The sequence below is a fragment of the Vallitalea sediminicola genome (genome assembly GCF_054408565.1).
The window spans coordinates 22,619-47,651 of sequence record NZ_BTPT01000021.1 but is presented as its reverse complement, the minus strand read 5'-3'; the positions used below and the strand labels follow the sequence as shown (position 1 = coordinate 47,651).

22 protein-coding genes are annotated in these 25,033 nt (G+C 30.5%); 1 reads left to right on the top strand and 21 read right to left on the bottom strand.

The window, feature by feature from the left end; genetic code table 11:
• The first annotated feature begins 73 nt into the window (after window positions 1-73).
• Complete coding sequence (locus tag ACX6CF_RS09680) at window positions 74-550, top strand: YaiI/YqxD family protein (RefSeq protein ID WP_458785122.1); 477 nt, start codon at window positions 74-76, stop codon at window positions 548-550.
• A 38-nt stretch (window positions 551-588) separates the two neighbouring features.
• Here ACX6CF_RS09680 and ftsH read toward each other — a convergent pair whose 3' ends face one another.
• The 21 genes from ftsH to purR all read right to left on the bottom strand — a co-directional run bounded on the left by ftsH (window position 589) and on the right by purR (window position 24,672).
• The gene (gene ftsH / locus ACX6CF_RS09675) at window positions 589-2,490 is read right to left on the bottom strand and encodes an ATP-dependent zinc metalloprotease FtsH (RefSeq protein WP_458785121.1); all 1,902 of its coding nucleotides are present in this window, start codon (window positions 2,488-2,490) and stop codon (window positions 589-591) included.
• A gap of 56 nt (window positions 2,491-2,546) precedes the next feature.
• On the bottom strand, window positions 2,547-3,074 hold the full coding sequence (gene hpt / locus ACX6CF_RS09670) for a hypoxanthine phosphoribosyltransferase (protein ID WP_458785120.1): 528 nt from the start codon (window positions 3,072-3,074) through the stop codon (window positions 2,547-2,549).
• Window positions 3,075-3,085: 11 nt separating this feature from the next.
• Window positions 3,086-4,453: a tRNA lysidine(34) synthetase TilS gene (gene tilS / locus ACX6CF_RS09665; protein WP_458785119.1), complete on the bottom strand. Its 1,368-nt coding sequence runs from the start codon at window positions 4,451-4,453 to the stop codon at window positions 3,086-3,088.
• Between the two features lie 218 nt (window positions 4,454-4,671).
• Complete coding sequence (spoIIE, locus tag ACX6CF_RS09660; RefSeq protein WP_458785118.1) at window positions 4,672-7,047, bottom strand: stage II sporulation protein E; 2,376 nt, start codon at window positions 7,045-7,047, stop codon at window positions 4,672-4,674.
• A 717-nt stretch (window positions 7,048-7,764) separates the two neighbouring features.
• Complete coding sequence (locus ACX6CF_RS09655) at window positions 7,765-8,055, bottom strand: FtsB family cell division protein (RefSeq protein ID WP_458785117.1); 291 nt, start codon at window positions 8,053-8,055, stop codon at window positions 7,765-7,767.
• Window positions 8,056-8,126: 71 nt separating this feature from the next.
• Window positions 8,127-8,615 carry a spore cortex biosynthesis protein YabQ gene (yabQ, locus tag ACX6CF_RS09650; RefSeq protein WP_458785116.1) on the bottom strand — a complete coding sequence of 163 codons (489 nt, stop codon included), beginning with the start codon at window positions 8,613-8,615 and terminating at the stop codon, window positions 8,127-8,129.
• 7 nt (window positions 8,616-8,622) lie between these two features.
• Window positions 8,623-8,904: a sporulation protein YabP gene (gene yabP, locus ACX6CF_RS09645; protein WP_458785115.1), complete on the bottom strand. Its 282-nt coding sequence runs from the start codon at window positions 8,902-8,904 to the stop codon at window positions 8,623-8,625.
• A gap of 148 nt (window positions 8,905-9,052) precedes the next feature.
• Window positions 9,053-9,292, bottom strand: a complete 240-nt coding sequence (locus tag ACX6CF_RS09640) for an RNA-binding S4 domain-containing protein (protein ID WP_458785114.1) — start codon at window positions 9,290-9,292, stop codon at window positions 9,053-9,055.
• A 103-nt stretch (window positions 9,293-9,395) separates the two neighbouring features.
• Window positions 9,396-9,674, bottom strand: a complete 279-nt coding sequence (locus ACX6CF_RS09635) for an HU family DNA-binding protein (protein WP_458785113.1) — start codon at window positions 9,672-9,674, stop codon at window positions 9,396-9,398.
• Window positions 9,675-9,773: 99 nt separating this feature from the next.
• Window positions 9,774-10,586, bottom strand: a complete 813-nt coding sequence (mazG, locus tag ACX6CF_RS09630; RefSeq protein ID WP_458785135.1) for a nucleoside triphosphate pyrophosphohydrolase — start codon at window positions 10,584-10,586, stop codon at window positions 9,774-9,776.
• Between the two features lie 318 nt (window positions 10,587-10,904).
• Window positions 10,905-11,456 (bottom strand): stage V sporulation protein T, encoded by a 552-nt coding sequence (gene spoVT, locus ACX6CF_RS09625; RefSeq protein ID WP_293756746.1) that lies wholly within the window; start codon window positions 11,454-11,456, stop codon window positions 10,905-10,907.
• Between the two features lie 248 nt (window positions 11,457-11,704).
• The gene (locus tag ACX6CF_RS09620) at window positions 11,705-12,859 is read right to left on the bottom strand and encodes a peptidylprolyl isomerase (protein ID WP_458785112.1); all 1,155 of its coding nucleotides are present in this window, start codon (window positions 12,857-12,859) and stop codon (window positions 11,705-11,707) included.
• Between the two features lie 97 nt (window positions 12,860-12,956).
• Window positions 12,957-16,478: a transcription-repair coupling factor gene (gene mfd, locus ACX6CF_RS09615; protein WP_458785111.1), complete on the bottom strand. Its 3,522-nt coding sequence runs from the start codon at window positions 16,476-16,478 to the stop codon at window positions 12,957-12,959.
• Between the two features lie 128 nt (window positions 16,479-16,606).
• Window positions 16,607-17,416, bottom strand: a complete 810-nt coding sequence (locus ACX6CF_RS09610) for a class D sortase (RefSeq protein WP_458785110.1) — start codon at window positions 17,414-17,416, stop codon at window positions 16,607-16,609.
• Window positions 17,413-18,000, bottom strand: coding sequence for an aminoacyl-tRNA hydrolase (pth, locus tag ACX6CF_RS09605; protein ID WP_458785109.1), 588 nt, complete (start codon window positions 17,998-18,000; stop codon window positions 17,413-17,415). The genes ACX6CF_RS09610 and pth overlap by 4 nt, the downstream gene beginning before the upstream one ends.
• 97 nt (window positions 18,001-18,097) lie before the next feature.
• Window positions 18,098-19,063, bottom strand: coding sequence for a ribose-phosphate diphosphokinase (locus tag ACX6CF_RS09600; RefSeq protein ID WP_458785108.1), 966 nt, complete (start codon window positions 19,061-19,063; stop codon window positions 18,098-18,100).
• Between the two features lie 79 nt (window positions 19,064-19,142).
• Window positions 19,143-20,504 carry a bifunctional UDP-N-acetylglucosamine diphosphorylase/glucosamine-1-phosphate N-acetyltransferase GlmU gene (glmU, locus tag ACX6CF_RS09595; protein ID WP_458785107.1) on the bottom strand — a complete coding sequence of 454 codons (1,362 nt, stop codon included), beginning with the start codon at window positions 20,502-20,504 and terminating at the stop codon, window positions 19,143-19,145.
• 209 nt (window positions 20,505-20,713) lie between these two features.
• A complete protein-coding gene (gene spoVG / locus ACX6CF_RS09590; RefSeq protein ID WP_113673174.1) occupies window positions 20,714-21,016 on the bottom strand; it encodes a septation regulator SpoVG in 303 nt (100 codons plus the stop codon).
• 162 nt (window positions 21,017-21,178) lie between these two features.
• Window positions 21,179-22,300: a glucose-1-phosphate adenylyltransferase subunit GlgD gene (gene glgD, locus ACX6CF_RS09585; protein WP_458785106.1), complete on the bottom strand. Its 1,122-nt coding sequence runs from the start codon at window positions 22,298-22,300 to the stop codon at window positions 21,179-21,181.
• A complete protein-coding gene (locus ACX6CF_RS09580; protein WP_458785105.1) occupies window positions 22,300-23,574 on the bottom strand; it encodes a glucose-1-phosphate adenylyltransferase in 1,275 nt (424 codons plus the stop codon). Before ACX6CF_RS09580 ends, glgD begins: the two co-directional genes overlap by 1 nt.
• 276 nt (window positions 23,575-23,850) lie before the next feature.
• Window positions 23,851-24,672, bottom strand: a complete 822-nt coding sequence (gene purR / locus ACX6CF_RS09575; RefSeq protein WP_458785104.1) for a pur operon repressor — start codon at window positions 24,670-24,672, stop codon at window positions 23,851-23,853.
• Window positions 24,673-25,033: the final 361 nt, after the last annotated feature.

Sequence of the window (25,033 nt, the reverse complement as noted above, 5' to 3'; positions counted from 1 at the left end):
TGTCTATATTATAGCAAACAATCTTATATTATTGTATAATAATATTAATATAGATAAGTTGAATTAAATTGTATTGATTAAGGAGAGGTTTATTATTAAGATACTTGTTGATGGTGATGCATGTCCCGTAAAAAATATTATTATTAGAATTGCAAAAGAATATAACATCCCTGTGGACATTTTTATAGATTCATCCCATATTTATGAAAATGATTACTGTAATATTTTTGTTATTGGAAAAGGAAAAGATGCTGTAGATTTTGCCTTAATCAACAGAAGCGATAAAGATGATGTAATTATAACTGGTGATTACGGTGTAGCAACCATGGCTCTAAGTAAAAAAGCTTCTGCTATTCACCCCAATGGTTTTATTTACTCCAATGACAATATTAATAGACTTCTTATGGAAAGGCATATTTCAGGCGAAGCTAGGAGAGCCAAAAAAAGGTATTCAAAAATGAAGAAAAGAAGTATAGAAAATGACACAAAATTCGAAAACAATTTCCGCAAGCTTATATTATCTATATTAAGTGATGATATTACTTCATAAAAAAAAGGATGGCTTTTGCCATCCTCTAAATTAATCTTCTATTTATCTTGACCAGCATCTATATCTAGTTTCATTTGCTTTTCAACAGGTGCAACTACCACCATATCCACATCACTTTTATCTACTTTTTTAAATTCTTTGTCAAATAAAGCAGCAAATTCTTTTCCAGATATTTTTTCTTTTTCAAATAATAATTGTACTGTTTTATGCATAACATCCAAATTCTCATTAAGTAATCTTATAGCTTCGTTATAAGCATTATCTACAATACGTTTTATTTCACTGTCAATTAGACCAGCTATATTTTCTCCATAATTTCTTGTATGACCCCAGTCTCGCCCAATGAATACTTCGTCATTATCATTACCAAACTGAATAGGTCCTATTACATCACTCATACCATATTTTACAACCATATTTTTTGCTGTTGAAGTTACTGATTGTAAATCTCCATATGCACCTGTTGTAATATCATCAAAAATGATCTGTTCAGCAGCTCTACCACCTAGACCAACAATTATATCTTGTTCCATTTCTTTTTTACTTTGATAAGTCTCATCGTTTTCAGGTAACGGCATAGTATAACCACCCGCATAACCTGTAGGTATTATTGAAATGCTGTGTACTGGACTTACAAGAGGTAATACATGGAATAATATGGCATGCCCAGCCTCATGATAAGCTGTAATTTTCTTTTCTCTTTCGGTGAGCACTCTACTTTTCTTTTCTGTACCTACACCTATTTTGATGAATGCTTTTTGAATATCTTCTTGCTCAATAACCTTTTTACTAGCTCTTGCCGCATATATTGATGCTTCGTTCAATAAGTTTTCAAGATCGGCACCAGTAAATCCTACAGTTGTCCTAGCTACGATTTTCATATCAACATTATCTGATAAAGGTTTCCCTTTTGAATGTACTTTTAATATTTCTTCACGACCTTTGACATCAGGTCTTCCTACAACAACTTTTCTATCAAATCTACCTGGACGTAATAATGCAGGGTCTAATATATCTGCTCTATTAGTTGCAGCTATAACTATAACACCTTCATTAACTCCAAATCCATCCATTTCAACAAGTAATTGGTTAAGTGTCTGCTCTCTCTCATCATGACCTCCACCAAGTCCTGCTCCTCTTTTTCTACCAACAGCATCAATCTCATCAATAAAAACAATACATGGAGCATTCTTTTTAGCTTGCTCAAATAAATCTCTTACTCTGGATGCACCTACACCAACGAACATTTCAACGAAATCTGAACCAGAAATACTAAAGAATGGTACCCCAGCTTCTCCAGCTACTGCTTTGGCAAGTAAAGTTTTACCTGTTCCCGGAGGTCCAACCAATAAGACACCTTTTGGTATTCTAGCACCTAATTCTACGAATTTTCGTGGACTCTTAAGGAATTCCACTACCTCTTCTAATTCTTCTTTTTCTTCTTCAAGTCCAGCTACATTTTGGAATGTAATTTTCTTATTCTCATCTGCTACCATTTTAGCTTTGCTTTTACCAAAGGACATAACACGGTTTCCACCGCCTCCTCCTTGGGCTTGATTCATTATAAAGAATAATAAGAAAATTACAGGGATAAGAATAATTAATGATGGTAATATCTGAATGAACCATCCAGGTCTTACAATATCCTTAACATATACTTTCTTTCCAAATCCTTCCATCTTATCTTCAAATTTTGATGTATTTGTTATTGGAAAACTTCTCGAATCAGTATTTTCAAAATAGACTGTTACAATACCAGTAGGTATTTCTGCATTCTGTTTAACTTCAATTCTGACGACATTTTCAATCTCTTTAACTAAATCTTGATACCCATAGTCACCTTTCATAGTATCAAATTTGTTACTTGATATAAAAACTGCGATAAGTAAAACTAAAAGTAAAAGCGCATAAAAACTAAATCCTTTAATATTTTTTTTCATGTGCTTGCCTCCTTTCCTATCTTTAGAATATTTACGATTTTCGTTTATCAAATATATTAACTATTCATTGTTCCAATATATGGTAAGTTACGATATCTTTGCATATAATCAAGACCATAACCTAAAACAAATTTATCAGGTATACTGAATCCTCTATAATCAACTTGTACGTCATCAACGACTCTTCTGTCTGGTTTATCTAATAATGTACATATTTTAATACTATTTGGTTTTCTATCTTTTAAAATATTAACCAAATAACTAAGTGTTCTACCTGAATCTATAATGTCTTCAACAATAATTACTTCCTTACCCTCAATTGACTCATCAAGATCTTTTACAATTTTAACCACACCACTACTTGATGCTTCATTCCCATAGCTTGAAACAGCCATAAAGTCCATCGTAACAGGAATATCCTGAATTTGTTTCGATAAGTCAACCATAAACATTACTCCGCCTTTAAGTACGCAAATCAAGTGAACTTCTTTACCTTTATAATCTTCTGATATTTGTTTACCTAATTCTGCAATTCTTGCGTTTAACTCTTTGGCAGATATTAATGTTTGTATATTATGCATCATAATATCCTCCTCTAATAATATCTCACTTCTAATATTTTTTTGGTTGAAGCAGTAACCTTGTATGCCTCACTTATTCTATAACCAATGACCCAAATTATATTGTTTCCATCAGCTAATAGTGGTATAGCATCTCGTTGTTCTTTCGGAATTTTACAATCAATAAAATATTTTTTTAATTTTTTGGTACCATTAATTCCTTTTATGGCGATTAAATCTCCACTCTTTCTACTTCTAACCTTCAAATTATCTTTTATTTTATCATAATCAAACCATTTCGTATATAAATTTTTAGGAATATTATATTTTTTCTCTTCAATAATGCGAAAATCTAAATGTTTATTTAATTCTTCTATATATGTTTTTGATAAATCTCCTGCATCGTAATTAAAATCATTTATCTTATTTTCTCCCAAATTGGTTATTATGATACTGTCATACGTTTTTTTTGCTATTAATCCTTTTGGTAAATTTATTCTTTTACTAACTTGTTTATCGGCTAACTGAATTATCTCATTAATATGCTTATATTCAATGTCCTTCAATGAGCTAATCTCACCAATTATGTGTCTTACCAGTCTTCTTTTTATAACTGTATCCACTTGTAAAAATCCTTTTAGATCAATAATGAATTCATTATTTTCTCTTTTGACAATTTGCTCTTTTTCTTTCAAAACAATTTTATCTATATAATCATCTTCACTTCTTACTAGATTAGCAGTATTAACTAAATTAGCAATAAAGTTCTGATTAAAATTATTTTCAATGTAAGGTATAACAGTGTGACGAATTCTATTCCTAGTGTATATTTCCATCTCATTAGTATAATCGTCTCTGTATTTTATATCATTATCCACGCAGTACTCTTCAACTTCTTCTCTAGTACACTCAATCAATGGTCTAATGATATTGTCTCTTTTGGGACGTATCCCACCAATTCCTTTGATTCCAGTTCCTCTTAACAGATTCATTATTATAGTTTCTGCATTATCATTAATATGATGCGCTAGAGCAATCTTCGTCCCGCCCCATTCTCTACTTGCCTTTGCAAAAACTTGATATCTTACTTTTCTACCCATTTCTTCTTCAGATATTTTATTTTCTTTTGCTAACTTTTTAACATTAAAATAATACACATGACATATAATACCTCTTTCATGGCAAAATTTTTCCACAAATTTGGCATCTTCATCTGCATCTTCTCCTCTAATACCATGCTGAACATGTATAACATGTAGATCTATGTCCAACTTACTCTTAAGATTATATAGCATATGTAATAAACATATGGAATCAGCTCCACCAGATACACCAATAATAATATTATCATCTTTATCAATCATATTAAACTTTTGGATAGTGCTTAACACCTTATCTACCATACATCTTTACATCCTTCATGATTTCTGTTTAGCTATAAATAAGTGACTCTTTTAATATACTAGACTTGTACAAATAAATCAATAGTCAAGTTAAATCTTTGTAACATATGCTCCATTATTAACAGTTTGTTAATATCTTACGTACTTTTCCATAAGATTAAAAAGCGGAGAATTCGCCATTAACTTATTCTCCGCTGTAATCATTTTATAATGAATCTTTATCCCGCTTTCTCCCATATCCTCATTACTAGCACAGTCATATCATCTTTTACCATACCTCCTGTTTTTTCTCTCGCTGATTCTAATATGTAATCAGCCATATCTTGTGGATTTCTACTATCCAACTTATGTAGAGATTCCTCTACCCACTTATCTTTATCAATTTCCTCATCCTCACAATCTAATATTCCATCTGTAACCATTATAACCATATCGCCATTTCTTAAGTTCTTAGTTGTTGATTCGCTTTCTATTTCATTTAACATTCCCATAGGTAGTGATGTTGATTTGACTACCTCCACTTTATTTCCTCTCTTTATAAATGACGATGCAGCACCGATTTTTACAAATTCACATATACCCGTATATCTATCAACTAAACCCATATCCAGAGTTGAGAAGGTTTGCTCACTAGATTTTAATACAAGTATTGAATTTATCATTTTTATTGCTGTTTCACCATCAAATCCAGCTTCCAACAATTGCTCTAACAATTCAATGGCAGCTTTACTTTCTTTGAACGCTTTCAGCCCTGTACCCATTCCATCTGAAAGTGCAACGATATCTTGTCCTTTTGGTAGATTCAAAAAGGTATAGCTGTCACCTGATACGTCTTTATAGTCTTTACTGGCTCTAGCAACCCCTTTGGCAATTCTGTAAACCTCACTTTCAATAAATTTCACTTCGCAATATTTACTCCCATTAATATATTTGCACCCTTCTTCTAACCTCATTTTTTTCTTGGTGAATTTATTAATCACAGGAGTTATATCTTTCATACACTTCGTTTTATCTCCGCAATATCTTATCTTCAAACTTACTTCCATTCTTTGATTCCTTGCTTTGTATACCACTACATCCTTGACAAGAATATCATCTTTTTTTAGTTCCTCTGAAATTTTATTTTCCAGATCTGTATTGAATTCTATATTTTTATATAAATCATTCCCTAACTTTTCAATAATATCTGCAACGGAATTAAACTGCTGGGATATAAGCTGTCTGTTTTCAGCAATTCTATTTTCCCATGTTAGATTTATTCTATATAATTCAAATAATTTATTTGTTGTTGTTATGAATTCCTTGGGTCTTATACATTTTTTAATAAAGACATCAGGAATATCATCTTCAGTTATATGGTTCTTGTTTTCTACAGCGGAAAAAATACTAAATACTGTTCTATATGTATCGTAAAACTCTTTTTGCCAGCACATTTTACACATGCTACAGTCTTTACATACTCTTTCCGCTACATCATCTAAGAGCTTATTCACCTCCTCAGTTGTTAGATTCACTCTTCTTTCAGATATATGTTCAAAAGTCTTAGCTATGTTTTGAAAAGAATCGGAGAAGTTATTTAATTTCTCACTGATGATTCCTTGTACTTTATCTATATATTTATCCTCTTCAATTGAGGTTTTTTTCATTGAATATATCTGCTCTTGCTCATTGGGCAATATAGCAAATATACCTACACTTACAATCAAAGCTTTTACTATCTGGAAATCCAGGTTAAGGGGAGATATAAAATACCATAATCCAATTGTCCCTAGAGAAAATCCTATTATACTACCTACTTTCCCTAATTCTCTAAATAGAGCTGACAATATCCCAACCATACCAAATATACCTATTATTTCTGGATCATACCTACCCATCAGAACTAGGACAATTCCAGATATCACACCTATGATGGCACCTGTACCAATACCGTGCCTATATCCTAGAATCAGGATAACTGAGAATATCCAGATTTCTATGAATCCTAACCCCATAACAGTAATGTCTGCAATACCAGCAACCGCTGTCCCCATTATTATAGCTTCACTTATCAATATTTCATTAGTTGCTTTTTTATCTTCTTCGTGCTCAAATAAATATTTGAGTCCACGCCCATATATTAATACTAATGAAAAAATAGTAGCACTTTCTAATAATGAAACAAATATATTATTGAATAAATTATGTTGTATGATTGAAGCAGTGATCGTTATAATCAAACAGCTGGTAGCAGCTATCACCCCCTCGTGAACCAATAAAGGTTTCTTGCCTTTTATATCTAAAATAGAATTTACTGATACTATGAGTATCATAATCAATGCATATTTTAATGCATCTATTATTGGCATAGCAGTAAGTAAACCTATCAAAACTGAAAAGAACATCCATATTCTATTCTTCTTATCAATATATACAGCTGAGAAATATGCCATTGCCATAGGATTCATATTATTAAATATTACTGCCCTTCCCATCATTAAACCCACAGCATACATAAAAATTAATTTAAGTATTTTAAATCCTTCTTTTTGTAGTTTTTCTTTTTTTTGTAGTAGCATTTGGGTTTGTCCTACTGTAATGTTAGTTTTACCCATATACTTCTCCTCCCCTTTGCAAAATATTATTTAATTATGATCAATCAACCTCCGATTAATCCAATCATCTCTTGGTGAGAACTAATTATATATTATGCAATTTAAATTGTTTGTCATAACTTGTATTGAAATTAAAAAACTTTTAGACAAATTTTCTCATGAATAGGTTAATTATCGAATAGAGGTGGGTTATTATGTTTATAGGTGGGGGAACGGTCGTAAAGATAGTATAGGGGAATATTACATCAGCCCATTAAACGTCCGTGTTTAAAGGGCTGAGTTCGCCGTCCATGGCTCACTGCTTCATATTCCCCTATACTATCTCCACTCGGTATTTAAATCATTAGTATAAGCTTATAAACATAAGGTGGTTGAAGGTGTAAAATAATGGGCTAATTTAATTTATTAAGCTAATTTATAATTAATTAAATAATAATTACCTTATACCTTTTACTTTTTAATGTAGGCTACAACCGCATTCTTTTTACTGGCTTAAGAGTGGTAAATGTAGAAGTAACCATATATAGTGATAATAACGACTTTTACGGCTTGTTGCCATACCTTAAAAACAGATAGAAGCAACAAACGTAACGAGAGTGTATTATCACTATATATGGTTTCAATATACGACCGTTGTCTATTATATGTTTATTCTTAAGTTTCTAAGAATATAAAATGGCATAAAAAAAAAGAGTATTTCCTTGTAGAGGAAACCTCTTATTCTTCTTCGTTGACGAATATAATTTCACCTTGTTTAACTAGTCCAAATTTTTCTCTTCCTAATTGCTCAATATATTCATCTGATTTAATGTATTCTTTTTGTTTTAACAAGTCTATGTACTTTTCTTGCTCTGTTTCTATTTCTTTTTCTAGTTTCGTTTCATCTTTTTCGAGTTGGATGTTCTTAACATACAGAGTTGATACTTTAATACTTACAACAACGGTCAATAGTATTAATACTAGTGTAGAAAACAATATAGCTTTTGTTTTTTTTCTTTTTTTTCTCAAGTAAACTATCATTCCTTTCACTTAACAACATTGTATATGCTTAAAGCTTATTATACTTTAAGTTAATTAATCTATTTCTTTTTGAATATGATTTTTATGTCTTTAATTATCTTCTTATATTTTATTATCAACCATTTGCCTAATTTTTTCAAGAGTTTATATATTTTTCTGACTACAAAAAAGATAGGACTAAGTAACAATTTAATTGGTTTAATTATTAACTTAAACAAAAATTTAATTATATTAGCTATGAAGGAATATATTTTCATGAAAATCATTAATACCAACTTACTTATTGCTAAGAAATAGATTATTAAACCTAAGAATACTCCTATGTATAAAAATCCTCTTAGAGTGCCATTATTGTTTTTAAATATGTCCAAGAATATAATAAAGCTACCAAATAGCCAAAATATAAAATCTTGTACATTAATAAGCCATTTCGGATGTTTTATTATTCTTCTAAGAACTCTTACTAAATCATACACAAATCCTAGAAAAACACCACTTAGTATTGACATCATAAAGCTGATTGCTTGAGCGCTTACTAAACTATTCATAAATCACCTAACCAAATAATTTTGACATAAATGACCCTTTAGACCCGTATCTAGCACCGTCACTGTATTCTAAGCTTTCAATCTGTCCATCTAATTCCAATTCTTCTTTTTCTAGATTCAATCTGTTAACGTGTAGTTCTAAACCCTTAATGGTAAGCGTACCCATCTCAGTTTCAACCATAACAACGTCTGTATCAAAAGATATAACATCAGAAACTCCTGTTATAGAAATTCTTTCTCTATCATTGATAACTAACCTATGGTTCATATTTGTATTCTTTTCTTCCATAATTACCCTCCTCTTAATGTGGATTACCTATAATTCATTATATTAACCTATAGAGGGATTTATTCTAATCTAATGAGTTTTTATGGGACGTACTTATAAAAAAGAGGCTATCTCATCCATAAAATGCTATATGAGGCAGCCCTTTCATCTATAGATACTTGAACATATCTTTAGCTTCATCTTTTTTAACTGTTTCCTTAACCATTAATACTTCTACCTTAACTGATTTATTACCGAATTGAATTTCTATCATATCACCAACCGATACTTTTGTCCCTGCTTTAGCTACTTTTTCATTGATCTTAATCCTGCCTGCATCACATGCTTCATTAGCTACTGTTCTTCTCTTGATTATTCTTGATACCTTAAGATATTTGTCTAATCTCATGTTACCACCTACCCTTTTTAATGGATTAACCATTTATATAATAAAATAAAATAAAAAAATCTGCACTATATAGTGCAGATTTTTAGAAATTAAAATGTTTTACCTAACGTCCATTTACAGCATCTTTTAAAGCTTTACCAGCTTTAAATCTTGGTGCTTTTGAAGCTGCAATTTGCATTGGTTCTCCAGTTTGTGGGTTTCTACCTTCTCTTGCTGCTCTTTCAGTAACATCAAAAGTACCAAATCCAACTAATTGAATTTTGCCCCCATTACTTAATTCACTTGAAACTACATCGATAAATGATTTTAATGCTTTTTCTGCATCTTTTTTACTTAATTCAGTTTGTTCTGCCATAGCCGTAACTAATTCAGCTTTGTTCATAATAACTCCTCCTCTACTTTAATTTATATTATTTTGAACAAAGACGCATATATGCGCTGCTAAGAATATTCTTAGCTTTATAAACAATCGTTTAAACGATTATTCTTCATGTTCTTTAAGCCGCTCCCATAACTTGTCCAGTTCAGTCATTGTTATGTCGTTCACGCTTAATTCTTTTTGTATTACAAGGGTTTCTATTCCCTCAAATCTATTTATAAACTTTTCTGTTGCATTTGTCAAGGAAAATTCAGTATTTAATTTCAAAAACCTTGAAATATTAACCATTGAAAATAGTAAATCCCCATATTCTTCCATAATATTACAATTATTACCAATTCTCATGGCTTCCTCTAATTCTCCCAATTCTTCATGTACCTTAGCCAAAACTTGGCTTATATCTGTAAAATCAAATCCAGCATCTTTTGCTTTTTTTTGAACTTTTACTGCTCTCATTAATGCAGGAAGAGCTTTTGGTACTTTTCTCATGTCTTCAGTATAGGAAATATTGTTTTTCTCAACCTTCTTGATTTCATTCCACTTTATAGTTACTTCTTCAGGTGATTTATCTTCTTTCTCTTTGAATACATGTGGATGTCTCCTGATTAATTTTTCACAAATACCATTAATTACATCATCAATATCAAAATCCTCATTATCAGTAGCTATTTGAGAGTGGAATATTACGTGTAATAACATATCTCCAAGTTCTTCTTGAAGGTTTTCCATATCGTTATTATCAATTGCTTCTAATACCTCATATACCTCTTCTAAAGTACCATCTTTAAGAGTTTCATGTGTTTGTACTTTATCCCAAGGACATCCATCCTCACTTCTCAATACTCTAATGATATTTTTGAGATCATCAAAAGAATAATTTTTATTATTTTTGTTAATATTTGTCACAACAATCATTCCAATCAAATAATATATAACAAATTATACCATAATATGTTTTACTTATAAATAAATATTTTTGTAGTCTATGTAAATTAGTTTAATATTATCAATTTTTTTTAATTTTTTATAGGTCTTTATTTTATTTCATAGATTGAATTTACTAATTAAACTAAACTAAACCCGCTGAAAACAGATATTTTACAATTAAGTCAAATTTAAATTTTTTTCAGAAAACCATCCTCTGTAGGAACATATACTTTTTTAATAGTTATTTATTACTACTTTAAATACCTGCATTAAAAAAGACTGAGTTATCTAAACCCAGTCTTTTTTTTATTGTTCCATTTGCTTCCCTAAAAATCCTGCTGCTGAATGAGCTAATTTAGTTTCAACTTCACCCATTTTTATTTTACTATCTTTACTTAGGAATATGACCGCTCCTATAGCGTCACCTTCTGATATTATTGGAGTTATAACCTCAGAGATATATTCATTATTTTCTCCATCATATAAAATATCTATAAATTTCTTTTCATCTTTATTAGCTAGTATTGTTTCTCTTTCAGTTATTGCCTCTTCTAATTCTTTGCTTATTTGTTTTTCTAGAAATTCTCTTTTGGAGCCACCTGATACAGCTATAACTTGGTCTTTGTCAGATATACATATCGTATGTCCAGTAGTTTGTGCTAAAGCTTCTGCATACTGTTTAGCAAATGTTCCAAGTTCACCAATAGGTGAGTATTTTTTAAGTATTATTTCTCCATCTTTATCAGTAAATATCTCTAAGGGGTCTCCTTCTCTTATTCTTAATGTTCTTCTTATTTCTTTTGGTATAACTACCCTACCAAGATCATCTATCCTTCTTACAATACCTGTTGCTTTCAAATTATTACCTCCTTTAGATAGTCATCACAAAGCTGTCAATAATAGTATGCAACAATTTAACTATAATATTCATAATTTGACAGTTTTAAACTTAAGACTAAATACCAATTTATTCAAATTAAATTTTACCTAATCAGCTTTGATGATGTTGATTAAAAGTCCTTTCAGTTCCTAATAAAAGTTTTTATAGGATAAAAAAAGAACTAAGATTACCTCTTAGTTCTTATTATTAGATATTAACATTTATTTCATTCAACGTTTTTGTCACTTATTGGATTTTCATTAATATTACCGAAAATATCTATTTTAGCCCACAGTTCTTCATTCAAGTCGACAATTGTATTATTTTTCCATTCTTCATATATCGTATTAAATGCACTATTTTTTAATTGTTCCTTGTATTCTTCTTTCAATTGATTTTCGTATTTTTTGAATTCTTCACTGAACTCTTTTATTTCTTCATCTGTAGGAGGAATTTTTTCTAGTAGTTTAAAAATGTGATATCCATAATCGCTTTGTTTTATATCACTTATATCTCCAGGTTTTAATTCTATCAAATCCTGAAAATCATCGTCTAAAAGTCTAACCGGTAGGATATATTCACCATTATTATCTTTGGTAGATTCATCTTGCGAATATTTTTTTACAAGACTGGTAAAATCTTCTTTGTTAATAGCTTTATCGTATATTTCTTCGATCCTTTTTTTTGCCTCGTCTTCAATATCCGGAGAAATAATCACATATTCATCATTATCATTTTTCTCATGAGTTTCTATAAATATGTGTACTACTTTCAAACTTAGTAGTATATCTTCTAAGTTGCTTGATTCTAATTTTACATAGTATTCATTTTCTAATAACTTATTCGCCAATTCTTCTTCTTTTGGAACATACCCATTTGTCATTTCAGTGATGACCTTATTAACCAGTCTATATTCCTTAAAAGAATTAAATATACTTTCTTTGTTTAGATGATAATTTTCTATATCTGCTTTTTTTAGATCATTATAGTATTTTAGTGCTTGAGACCTTACCTCTTCTTCTTCGCTATCAGTAATAGTTATCCCCATTTCATCTGATTTCTTAACCAGAATCTTAGTACGAATAAGATTATCAAGTACTGCTAACTTGGCTACATCTTCAGCCTTTTTCCCTCCACTAAAATCATTATGATCCCAGACATCTTCTCCACCTAATTCTTCAAACTCCATTTTAACCTGCAGTAAATATGGCATTACCTCATCAACCTTAATGCCTACATCATCAATGGTAATGATCTCATCATTGTCTTTATAGGTATCAATTTCTTCTTTTATTACTTTCTTACTACTACAACCCACTAAACAGAAGATGCACATGAAAAGCAGAATATACTTACTTATCCATTCATAAGTGCTTTTCATTTTTATCTCTCCTAACATAGAAACCAAGTAACTTATACAATCTCAATTATACCAATCACTCATTGTTCCCTAATTATATGTCTATCTTCATTATAGTTTAATCCTGTGAATCCTTCAAATCTTTTATGTCTTGTAATACATTCTTAATATGTCTGAAAAATTGTTTTTTATCAACTCTACTACTTTTATAAGTAAAATATGGTGCTTTATTGATTGTAAAAAACAATTGATTTCTATATTTATTTAATAGCTCAGGTATTTTGTCTGGATTAATCCTAGCATCTTTTCTAGCTTCAAACTTAATATCTTCGCCTTTTTGTTCAATATTTACGATATCTGCCTTATTAGCTATAGCTTTCATAATAGCAATATCTAATAGATTAATAACTGATTTCGGCAGATCTCCGTATCTATCTTCAAGCTCTTCTTGTACATCATAATAATCTTTTTCATCTTCAATACTTGCTATCTTCTTATATGCTCCAAGCTTTCTTATTTCATCTTTTATATAAGTAGATGGAATGAAAGCATCAACATTCAACTCTACAGAAGTTTCGAAACGTTCTTCCACTTTCTCATCGCTAACTTCTTGAATTGCTTCTTCTAATAATTTACAATACAAATCATAACCAACTGACTCCATATGACCATGTTGGCTTGCTCCAAGAAGATTACCGGCTCCTCTAATCTCAAGGTCTCTCATGGCAATCTTGAAACCTGAACCAAATTCAGTGAATTCTTTTATAGCTTGTAATCTTTTTTCAGCTGTTTCTTGTAATATTTTATCTTTTTTATACAATAAATATGCATATGCAACCCTATTAGACCTTCCAACCCTACCTCTTAACTGATATAGTTGAGATAACCCTAATCTATCTGCATCTTGAATAATTATTGTATTAGTATTTTGAATATCAAGACCTGTTTCTATGATTGTTGTACATACAAGTATATCAATATCACCATTAATATACTCAAACATGATATTTTCAAGCTCTCTTTCATTCATTTGTCCATGAGCATATGCCACATTAGCTTCTGGTACCATCTTACTTATCCAGTCAGCCACTTCGTCAATCTTTTTCACTCTATTGTAGACATAATATATTTGTCCACCTCTTGATAATTCTCTATACATAGCATCTTTGATCAATTCTTCATTATGCTCAAGCACATAAGTCTGAATTGGATGTCTTTCTTCTGGTGGTTCTTCGAGCACACTCATATCCCTTATACCTATCAGACTCATGTGAAGAGTTCTTGGTATAGGGGTTGCTGTTAGAGTCAATACATCAATATCTTGCTTAACTTTTTTGATTTTTTCTTTATGGGTTACTCCAAATCTCTGTTCTTCATCGATAATAAGTAATCCAAGGTCTTTGAATATAACGTCTTTTGATATTAATCTATGGGTACCTATTAGTATGTCAACTAAACCCTTTTTGGTATCATCTATTATTTTTTTCTGTTCTTTCTGAGTTTTGAATCTTGATAACATTTCCACTCTTACAGGAAAATCTTTCATTCTCTGCAAGAAGTTATTATAGTGTTGCTGCGCCAATATGGTGGTAGGTACTAGATACGCCACCTGTTTATCGTCCTGAACCGACTTAAATGCAGCCCTTATAGCTACTTCTGTTTTTCCATAGCCTACATCACCACAGATTAGTCTATCCATTATTTTTTTACTTTCCATATCATTTTTGGTTTCTTCTATAGCTATTAACTGATCATCAGTCTCTTCATATGGAAACATTTCTTCGAATTCTTTTTGCCATACAGTATCAGTAGTGAATTCATAACCTTCTTTTGCTTGTCTCTTAGCATATAGACCTACTAAATCTTTTGCAAGATCCTCTACAATACCTTTAACACGACTTTTAGTCTTTTTCCATTCATTTGTCCCTAATTTGTTTAATTTTGGTTTCTTTCCTTCTGAACCAATATATTTTTGAATAACATCTAATTGGCTGGTTGATATATATAAGTTGCCTTCATCCCTATAGGATATTTTGATGTAGTCTTTGCTAATCCCGTCAATCTCAATTTTTTCTGTTCCTCTAAAAATACCAATTCCGTAATTTTCATGAACAATATAATCGCCAATCTTTAGCTCCGTAAAACTTTCTATTCTACTTCCTTTGAACTTTTTCTTTTTGGTCTTTTTCCTTTTTTTACTTTTCCCTACTAAATCTGTTTCTGATATTATGACAAACTTAATAAGCGGGTATTCAAACCCTTTGTGAAGACTACCATAACTAACCGCTACTTTTCCTTTTGGAATCGTCGCGTCTAATTTTGATAAGTAAAATGCGTCAATACCTCTTTCATTCAATTCATAAGATAGTCTTTCTGCTCTAGTTTTAGACCCTGTAAGAAGCAATGTCCTATATTTATTACTGCTCCAATATTTTAAATCCTTATCTAATATCTCCATGCTTTTATGATATGGATTGATGGATTTAACTGAAAAATTAACGTTATATTTATAATTGAATCTATCCGTCTTTTGCTGTAATGTACTTAGCAAAACACATGTATAATCTTCAAATTTGTATATTAATTCATCTATGATTCTAAGTATTTCAGTCTGTCCTTTTAATAAATAACCTTTTTCAAATCTATTGATAATACTTTCATTAAATTCTTTTTGGGTACTTTCCCATTTTTCATTTACTCTTGTTGGTTCATCAATATATATTAATGTGTCTTTAGAAAAATAATCCACAAATGAAACTGTCTCATCATAAAAATATTCAATATAGCCTTCAATTCCATTAAATGTTTTTTGACTATTAATTTTGTCTAGCAAAATAGAGGTAGATTGTTTTATCCTATCTACTTCTTCTTTTTTATTATTTGCTTCGAATGTCTTAATCAGCTGATCTCTATCTTTTTTTATATTTTGTATTGCTTTGGCTATTTTCTCTTTATCTACGATAACTTCCCTTGCTGGGTATATCTCTAATTCATCAACTTTACTTATTGATCTTTGACTCTCTACATTCATTGATCTTATTGAATCTATTTCTTCATCCCATAATTCAATTCTATAAGCATCTTTTTCCGTAGGAGGAAATATATCTATTATTCCACCTCTAATAGCAAATTGACCTTTGCTTTCTACTTGAGATACTCTTTCATATCCCATAAACATTAATTTCTCACTTATCTCAGTAAGATTCCAGACATCTCCAACCCTACCATTTATGATACTAGCTTCAAATATCGGCTTACTGATTAACTTATCCATTAATGCTTCTATGGATAGAATGACTGTATATTCTTTGCTGTCATATAATTTTTTAATTATATTTATACGCTGTTCAATAATGTCATTACTATGTACGTCAGCACTATAAAATATTATATCTTTAGCAGGATACAGAAAAACATTTTCATTACTAAAAAACTTCATGTCTTCGTATATTTCTCTAGCCCTAAGTTCATTATAGGTAATAATAAGTTTATTCTTATTTTCACCTAGAGCATGCATTAGATGACATTTTTCCGAGTCAATAGCTCCTGTTAGATATATAGGAGATATTTTTTTATTGATTTTTTCAAGGGCATTATTAAAAGCCTCTAATTCTCTTAAAGGTTGTACTAGTGTTTTCAAATCATCACATCCTGATTTTCCCTATATTAAGAATGTACAAAAGTAGCTACATTATATTATATACCAATTATTATATAATATTTCTAGGCAATTTTAAACAATTATATATTCTTATAGTAATATTTAGCTTAATTATCAATTTTTCCATGTATTATTAATCTATGAGTAGCACCAATTACTGGATCACATGTAATCAATGTAATAACTTTTGATTTGCTGCTTCCTCTCATAACTGATATATCATCTGGTTCAACTATTTTCTTATCATAGACTGTATAGTTATATTCATTATCCTTAGTGATTATACTTATTTTGTCTCCTTTAGCAAGTTCATTCAGTCTATTAAAAAAAACTCCATAAGTATGGCTTCTATGCCCTGCCAATACTGCATTGCCAATTTGACCGAATTTACCACTTTCCGGCATATATCCTATGGCATATTTTAATGTTTCAAGGTCAATTCCATTAGTTATTGGTAAATGAACTCCAATTTTATCAATCTTTATTATGGCTATTGCTTCAGGCTTTGGCTTTGGTTTTTCCTTTTTTCCCTCTGTATCTTGGCTATTATCTGTACTAGATTCTGGTGTGACATTATTGTCTTTGATAGAGTCATCATTAGTATTAATTTCTGTGTTTTCTATGTTAGATTCTTCTCTAGAATCTGTATTATTATTAACTAGGGATTGTTTATCAACTTCAATTGGAATTATGCTTTCTTGATTTTCATTTTTATCTCCCCACTCAAATATATCATTCAAAACCCTATTGTTCTGTTCTGAGATATCTAGCTCTTGTGCACTTTGAGGCTGTAAATCATTATAAAATTCTTCTAACATAGTTTCCTGCATTTTTTTTGTCCTATATTTACCGATTAATGGTAAAGCAATGAGCACAACACCTGTTATAATTAACAATAATGATATTGCTCTTCTCATTTATCACATTCCTCTCGTTTAATCTTAACATTATATACATTCATAGCTTTATCTATGCCTTTTGTTAATATATCTTCTATAGCTTCACCAGCTCTTTTTATTTCTTCAACCATATTTCTTATTTCTTCATCATTAAATCTACTTAGTACATGATCCTTCAAATCCCATTCTGGGCATTTAGCTCCTACACCTACTCTGACTCTTACAAAATTGTTAGTACCTATATGCCTAATAATGTTTTTCATACCATTATGTCCACCAGCACTTCCTTTTTTTCGTATCCTTATGGTTCCTATTTCAAAGCAGATGTCATCATAAACAACTATCAAATCTTTTTCCGTACACTTATAGAAATCCATAATCGGTCTGATGCTTTCACCGCTCAAGTTCATATATGTTTGTGGCTTTACTAATACTACTTTTTCTCCACCTATGACTCCACTACCAATTACGGCATTAAATTTTCGTTTATTTAATTTTATATCATTATCATATGCCAATCTTTCTATAACTTCAAACCCAACATTATGCCTAGTTGCTGCAAATCTCATGCCTGGGTTACCTAATCCAGCAATTATATACATTTCTAATCACCTTTCTAATTTATTTACTAAAAGCCCTAGTATAAACTAGGGCTTTAACATAATCAAATTACCATATTTTCTTGCAATAGTCAATTTTTTAACCGAATAACTTTGAAACAGATTTGTTGCAATGGATTCTATGTATAGCTTCTGCTAGAATTTGTGCAACAGATAATTGTTTAATTTTATCGATCTTCTTTTCTTCTGGAAGAGCAATTGTGTCAAGTACAACTAATTCTTTTATCTCTGATTTTTGAATTCTTTCGATTGCTGGACCTGATAATACTGCGTGAGTACAACATGCATATACTTCTACAGCACCTTGTTCTTTTAATGCACTTGCTGCATTACAGATTGTTCCGGCTGTATCAATCATATCATCAACCAAAATAACTTTTTTCCCACTAATATTACCGATTATATTCATAACCTCCGAAACATTTGCTTCTGGTCTTCTCTTATCAATTATAGCCATTGGAATGTCTAGTTTTTCTGCAAAAGAACGAGTTCTTTTAACGCTTCCAATATCTGGTGATACCATTGCTATATTATCCATGTCATCAGCGAATTTTTCTTTGTAATATTTTACAAGTAGTGGAGCACCTAACATATGGTCTACAGGCATTGTGAAGAATCCTTGAATCTGAGAACAATGTAAATCCATAACTAATGCTCTATCTGCGCCTGCTGCTTGTATAAGATCAGCTATCAATCTTGCACTAATCGGGTCTCTAGCTCTTGTCTTTCTATCTTGTCTCGCATAACCATAATAAGGAATTACTGCAGTAATTCTGCCTGCTGAAGCTCTTCTTAAGGCATCAATCATAATTAACAGTTCCATTAAATTGTCATTTACAGGGCTCGATGTAGGTTGAACAATGTAACAATCTACACCACGAACAATTTCGTCAATCTTCACATACGTTTCGCCGTCGCTAAATTGGCCAACATCAGCTGCTCCTAAAGTTAATCCTAAATCAGCTGCAATAGCCTCCGCTAATTGTGGATTAGCACTACATGAGAAAATCTTAATGCCGTCATTGTTCCTAATTGTACTTGTCATATGAATCCTCCTATAATATTTTTAAAACATAAGGAAACCATTTCTAAATTTCTTACTAGAAATAATTTCCTTATATAGATTACCGTTTTTTTCTTACCCAATCTTCAATGTTGATTTGTCTAGCTCTTCCTATTCCTAATGAGTATTCTGGTACATCTTTCGTTATTGTAGAACCAGCCCCTGTATAAGCATTACTATGAACTTTTACAGGCGATACTAGATTAGAATTGCATCCTATAAATGCATTATCTTCAATAATTGTTCTATGTTTATTAACTCCATCATAGTTAACAACTACAGTTCCACATCCAAAATTAACATTTTTCCCAACATCAGCATCACCAATATACGTCAGATGAGCTACTTTAGTATTATCTCCAACGGTTGAATTCTTAACTTCAACAAAATCACCTATTTTAACATTAGAACCTATTTTTGAGTTAGGTCTAATATAAGCATATGGTCCAACATTAGTGTTATCACTAATGTTGCTATCAAGAATTGTTGATGACTCAATATTTATGTTATTTCCTATATTTGAATTTACTATTTTACTATTAGGTCCAATAATACAATTACTTCCTATTATACTTTTTCTTTCTATAAAACAATTGGGATATATAATAGTATCAGAATCAATACAAGCATCCTTACTTATATAAGTATTAGTAGGATTAATTATAGTTACTCCATTTTCCATATGTTTATAATTAATTCTTTGCTGCATGATTTGTCCTGCTTGATATAATTGAACTCTAGAATTAACTCCTAAAATATCCTCTGAAATATTACTGATCATAGCATTTACATTCAAATGTTTTGCCATAATAGTCTTAAGAGTATCCGGTAGATAATATTCACCTTGGGCATTATCATTGGTCAAGTAATCAAGAGCATTATTCAGTTCTTTTGAATCAAAACAATACATACCTGAATTAATTTCTTTTACCATTTTCTCTTCTTTTGTTGCATCTTTATGTTCAATACTTTTTATGAAAGTATTCGATTCATCTCTAATGATTCTACCATAACCAGTAGGATCTTCTACTATTGTAGATAAAAGTGTTGCCGCATTGTTATGCTTTATATGGTAACCTACCATCTTAGCTAGTGTATCTCCAGTAATTAATGGCGTATCTCCAAATAAAATAAGTACATCTCCTTCATCACCAATGAAATCTTTAGCCATCATAACTGCATGACCAGTTCCTAATTGTTCTTCTTGTAGAACAAATTCTACATCATAAGACATTTCTTCCTTAACAATATCACTTTCGTGTCCAACAACTACCAGGATATCCTGAGCACCTGCTTCCATAGCTGCTTCGATAACATAATCCAGCATTGTCTTGCCAAGTATTTTATGTATAACCTTTGGTAATTTAGATTTCATCCTTGTCCCTGCACCAGCTGCCAATATCACTGCTTTTAATCTACTCATTTTGTACACCACCTCTAGGTTTTAATTAACCCTAATCATTTTACACCACTTATTAAATATATGCAAGTCAAATAACTTACAAATTAATGTATTAAACAATTCTCTTTCCTGTTATTTTTACTAAGTGAAAAAGCAACATTACCCATTTCAATAAGTTCAATATATTTCCCCATACAAAAAGGCACTTCATAATGAAGTGCCCGGAAAAATCATTCCTCAAATGATACTGCGATTTCATCAGCTGTATCATCGTTTGTAAGTACTAATGTTTCATATTTTTCTAATACGCATTTCTGAATTTTTTCTCTCGTTTCAGAATTAATCGGATGAGCTATGTCTCTAAACTCACCATCAAGCGCCTTTCTGCTTGGCATAGCAATAAATAATCCTTTTTCTCCTTCGATTACTTTGATATCATGAACTACGAACTCATTATCAAAAGTAACTGATACTACCGCCTTCATTTTCCCATCTTTCGCAACCTTACGTATTCTCACATCTGTTATTTGCATGTGTTAACCCCTTTCCGTAACTTGTTGTTAAGGGGAAGAGTCCCCCTCCACCTTACACACATATTTTTGCTTTAGTGATAACTCACAATAATTATATTACATATTTCAGAAAAGTTCAATGTTTTTTTGTATAATTACAGCATTTTTAATTATTTATCTGAACTACTTATATATGCATTCTCTATTTACAACAATTTTGATATTTCCTTTTCTATCTTTATACGTACAATTATCACCTATAACTGTATCAGTATTAACTATGGAATTTTCGATGCAACAATTATTACCTATATAGGCACCATCTAGTACAATAGAGTTATTAATTGAAGAATTTTTACCAATAAAAACTTTTCTAAAAAGTATCGAATTATTTACTCTACCATTGATTATACATCCTCCTGATATCAGACTATTGCTTATGACAGAACCGGAATTATATTTTGCAGGAGGTTCATCTTGCACTTTGGAAGAAATGTATGGAAAGTTTCCAAAAAAATAATTTCTATTGTTTTTTTCTAAAAAATCCATGTTACAATTATAATATGATTCTATATTTGCTATACTATTAAAATATTCATCATGTACATAGCCATATATTTTTTTCTTTTTCCTGTACCTTATTATAATGTCATTTACTATATCATATCTTTCCCCTGATAATATTTCTTCAATTAACTCAATCAACAATCGCCTTCTAACAACATATATCCCTGTAGAAATAATTGATCCCTGTGGCTCTAGTGGTTTTTCTTCGAAATCAAATATTCTGTTTTCTTCATCCATTGAAACTATCCCAAACCTTTTTAAATCTTCATTAGTATTTTTCATATCTTTACAGACTATAGTTATATCTGCCCTTTTATCCACATGGTATTGTAATATCTTGTTGAAGTCTACTTTGCATATTACATTACCAGAAGAAACAATTGCATAAGGCTCATGACTATTTTTCAAATAATCTAGATTCTGATAGATTGCATCTGCCGTTCCTCTATACCAAAAACTACTTTTTTGAGATCTGTTTGGACTAAAGATAAATAATCCTCCTTGTTTCCTTCCAAAATCCCACCATTTAGAGGAACTCAAATGTTCTATGAGAGGACGAGAATTATATTGAGTCATAACTGCTACCTTTTTAATTCCAGAATTAGTCATATTACTTAAGGAAAAGTCAATGGCTCTATAGCAACCAGCAACAGGCATAGCCGCTAGTATTCTATTATCTGTTAGCTCATGAAGTTTCTCGTTTTTCCCACCTGTTAAGATGATTCCGATAGCTCTCATCAATCCACCTCTTCCTTAATTATTGATTTGCCACTTAATAAAACTTTATCCTGTAAATCATTATCATCCAAGTTTCCATAAACCGCGCAGTTTTTCCCTACGGTGATATTATTAGGTATACATGTTCTTTCACCTACTACAGTAATACCAGAGTCATAAAGTTCTGGATAATCCATGCTGATAACATTTTCTCCTACACCCATACGTACATTATCTCCTATTATGGACTCTTCTGAGAGGATACTTTTATATATTTTACACTCACTACCGATTGATGTATTACTCATTATTATAGAATCTTTTATGATTGTATTTCTTCCTATGCTAACATTAGAACCTATAACTGAATTATATATTTTACCTTCTATTTCAGCCCCTTCACCGATTATACATTTCTCTATATAAGCATCTCTTGATATATACTGTGGCGGTTGTATCTCGTTTTTAGTATAGATTTTCCAATAAGTCTCATATAGATTGAAGTCAGGAATAAGCTTGATCAACTCCATATTCGCTTCCCAATAAGCTTGTAGAGTACCCACATCTTTCCAGAATCCTTGAAATTTATACGCAAACAAATTACCCCCTTTATTCAATATAAAAGGAATAACATGTTTCCCAAAATCGTTTTTTTGATGCATACTATTAGTTTTTGCCAAAGTTTCTTTTAACATCTTCCAATTAAATATATAGATTCCCATTGATGCTAAATTATTCTTAGGAACTTTTGGTTTTTCATCAAATTCAATTATTTTATTGGTATCATCTGTATTCATAATTCCAAATCTATGCGCCTCTTCTATAGGTACTTCAAAAACCGCTATAGTTGCATCAGCTTTTTTCTTAATGTGATAGTTTAACATTTTTTCATAATCCATTTTATAGATATGGTCACCTGATAAAATAAGTACATACTCCGGTGAATAATTATTAATGAAATCTATATTCTGAAAAACTGCATTAGCTGTTCCCGAATACCACTCCCCTGTTTTTTTCTTTACAAAGGGTGGTAGAATGCTGACTCCTCCATAATTTTTATCTAGGTCCCAAGGTATACCAATTCCAATATGGTTATTCAATCTTAATGGTTGATATTGAGTTAAAACCCCAACAGTATCAATCCCTGAATTAATACAATTACTAAGTGTAAAATCGATAATTCTATATTTACCACCAAATGCTATAGCAGGTTTTGCCACATGCGTTGTTAATATTCCAAGTCTACTGCCTTGACCACCAGCTAATAACATAGCTATAATATTTTTTCTCTTCACTACTTACCTCCTTGCTGTAGACATTCATTATTTTTTTTCACTATTATATTAATACCACTTTTGTTAGAAGTTTATTACAGGAATTTAATAATTTTTGACAACCTACTATTATAAAGGAAGGCTTTGGTTTCCTTTAACGCAGAAAAAGACTGTCTTATAAATATCCTTATGGAAGTTATAGCCATAAAAAATATATTTATAAGACAGTCTCATCAATTACAAGCTTTCATCATAATTTTCTATTATATACTAAACAAAATCAAATAATTACTATCGTCATATGTTATTATTTTTTCTATATATATTAATTTTTTCTTCTTTTTCATCAATACCATCAAATTCTAATAGAGAGTAATAATCATCTATTATCTTGTCTTTAGGTTCTTTTGTTGACATGACTACTGCTATCCCCACTACTTCTGCTTCAAATTCTTTCATTAAATCCGTTATACCTTTAGCAGTTCCTCCTGCTTTCATAAAATCATCTACAAATAATACTTTAGCACCTTTTGGTATAGAACGCTTCGCTAAAGCCATGGTATTTATCCTTCTTGAGGAACCAGTTATGTAATTCATTTGAATGGTAGTTCCTTCTGTAAGTCTAGCTGATTTTCTGACTACAATCATTGGTATGTTTAGAATCTTAGCAGTCATTATTGCTAGTGGTATACCTTTAGTCTCTATAGTTACTACATAATCTATCTTTTTATTTTGATATGGCGCTGCTAGTGATTTAGCAATTTTCTGTAAAATATTGGGATCATAAAATATATCATTCATATAAACATATCCGCCAGGAATAATTCTCTTTTTATCATTTATCAATTCACACAATTCATTGCATATATTTTCTATTTGTTCATCTGTAAGTTTAGGATTGTAAAAAATACCTCCAGCCGCACCAGGAATTGATTTTATCTCACCTAATTCAAAATTATTAAATACCTCTTCTATAACATCAATATCTTCGCTTAAAGTTGATTTAGCGTAGTTAAGTATATCAACAAAATTATTTAATGTAAAAATTTTATTGGGATTTTCAACCAAAAATTTAGTAATCACTGCAATTCTATCTGTTTTACTCACTTTTTTACCCACAAAAAATTCTCCTTATCTCTTTATATTTTAGCTGTATTAAATTGTATGTAAAAATTTTTTAGGTAATTTAGCAATAATACCGCTCTATTGCTGTCCAATACTTAATCTCATATTTAATATTATACCACAAAAATCAAAGAATCCATTCATTTTAGCATTTTTTTATATTTCTCTTTTAAAAGTTAACTCATATAGTTATAATATTAATTAAGTGAATATTTTCTTACCTTTTATTTAAACAGTTATATTAAATCCTTTTTATTTTTGTGCCGATTATATAATCAATCTTATATACTATATATTAGATAAGAGTTTATCACTAGCTTTTGAATAAAAAAGGTTTTATTTCATATGCTTAAAG

Excerpts from the sequence above, each read along its gene's own strand:
- ACX6CF_RS09640 (WP_458785114.1), bottom strand. The coding sequence starts at position 9,292 with ATGAGATTAGACAAATATCTTAAGGTATCAAGAATAATCAAGAGAAGA.
- glmU (WP_458785107.1), bottom strand. The coding sequence starts at position 20,504 with ATGAGTAGATTAAAAGCAGTGATATTGGCAGCTGGTGCAGGGACAAGG.
- hpt (WP_458785120.1), bottom strand. The coding sequence starts at position 3,074 with ATGATGCATAATATACAAACATTAATATCTGCCAAAGAGTTAAACGCA.
- ftsH (WP_458785121.1), bottom strand. The coding sequence starts at position 2,490 with ATGAAAAAAAATATTAAAGGATTTAGTTTTTATGCGCTTTTACTTTTA.
- ACX6CF_RS09610 (WP_458785110.1), bottom strand. The coding sequence starts at position 17,416 with ATGAGAAGAGCAATATCATTATTGTTAATTATAACAGGTGTTGTGCTC.
- spoVG (WP_113673174.1), bottom strand. The coding sequence starts at position 21,016 with ATGCAAATAACAGATGTGAGAATACGTAAGGTTGCGAAAGATGGGAAA.
- yabQ (WP_458785116.1), bottom strand. The coding sequence starts at position 8,615 with ATGAATAGTTTAGTAAGCGCTCAAGCAATCAGCTTTATGATGTCAATA.
- spoIIE (WP_458785118.1), bottom strand. The coding sequence starts at position 7,047 with ATGGGTAAAACTAACATTACAGTAGGACAAACCCAAATGCTACTACAA.
- ACX6CF_RS09620 (WP_458785112.1), bottom strand. The coding sequence starts at position 12,859 with ATGAAAAGCACTTATGAATGGATAAGTAAGTATATTCTGCTTTTCATG.
- mazG (WP_458785135.1), bottom strand. The coding sequence starts at position 10,586 with ATGATTGTTGTGACAAATATTAACAAAAATAATAAAAATTATTCTTTT.
- yabP (WP_458785115.1), bottom strand. The coding sequence starts at position 8,904 with ATGGAAGAAAAGAATACAAATATGAACCATAGGTTAGTTATCAATGAT.
- ACX6CF_RS09635 (WP_458785113.1), bottom strand. The coding sequence starts at position 9,674 with ATGAACAAAGCTGAATTAGTTACGGCTATGGCAGAACAAACTGAATTA.
- ACX6CF_RS09600 (WP_458785108.1), bottom strand. The coding sequence starts at position 19,063 with ATGACAAGTACAATTAGGAACAATGACGGCATTAAGATTTTCTCATGT.
- tilS (WP_458785119.1), bottom strand. The coding sequence starts at position 4,453 with ATGGTAGATAAGGTGTTAAGCACTATCCAAAAGTTTAATATGATTGAT.
- pth (WP_458785109.1), bottom strand. The coding sequence starts at position 18,000 with ATGTATATAATTGCTGGATTAGGTAACCCAGGCATGAGATTTGCAGCA.
- glgD (WP_458785106.1), bottom strand. The coding sequence starts at position 22,300 with ATGAGAGCTATCGGAATCATCTTAACAGGTGGGAAAAACGAGAAACTT.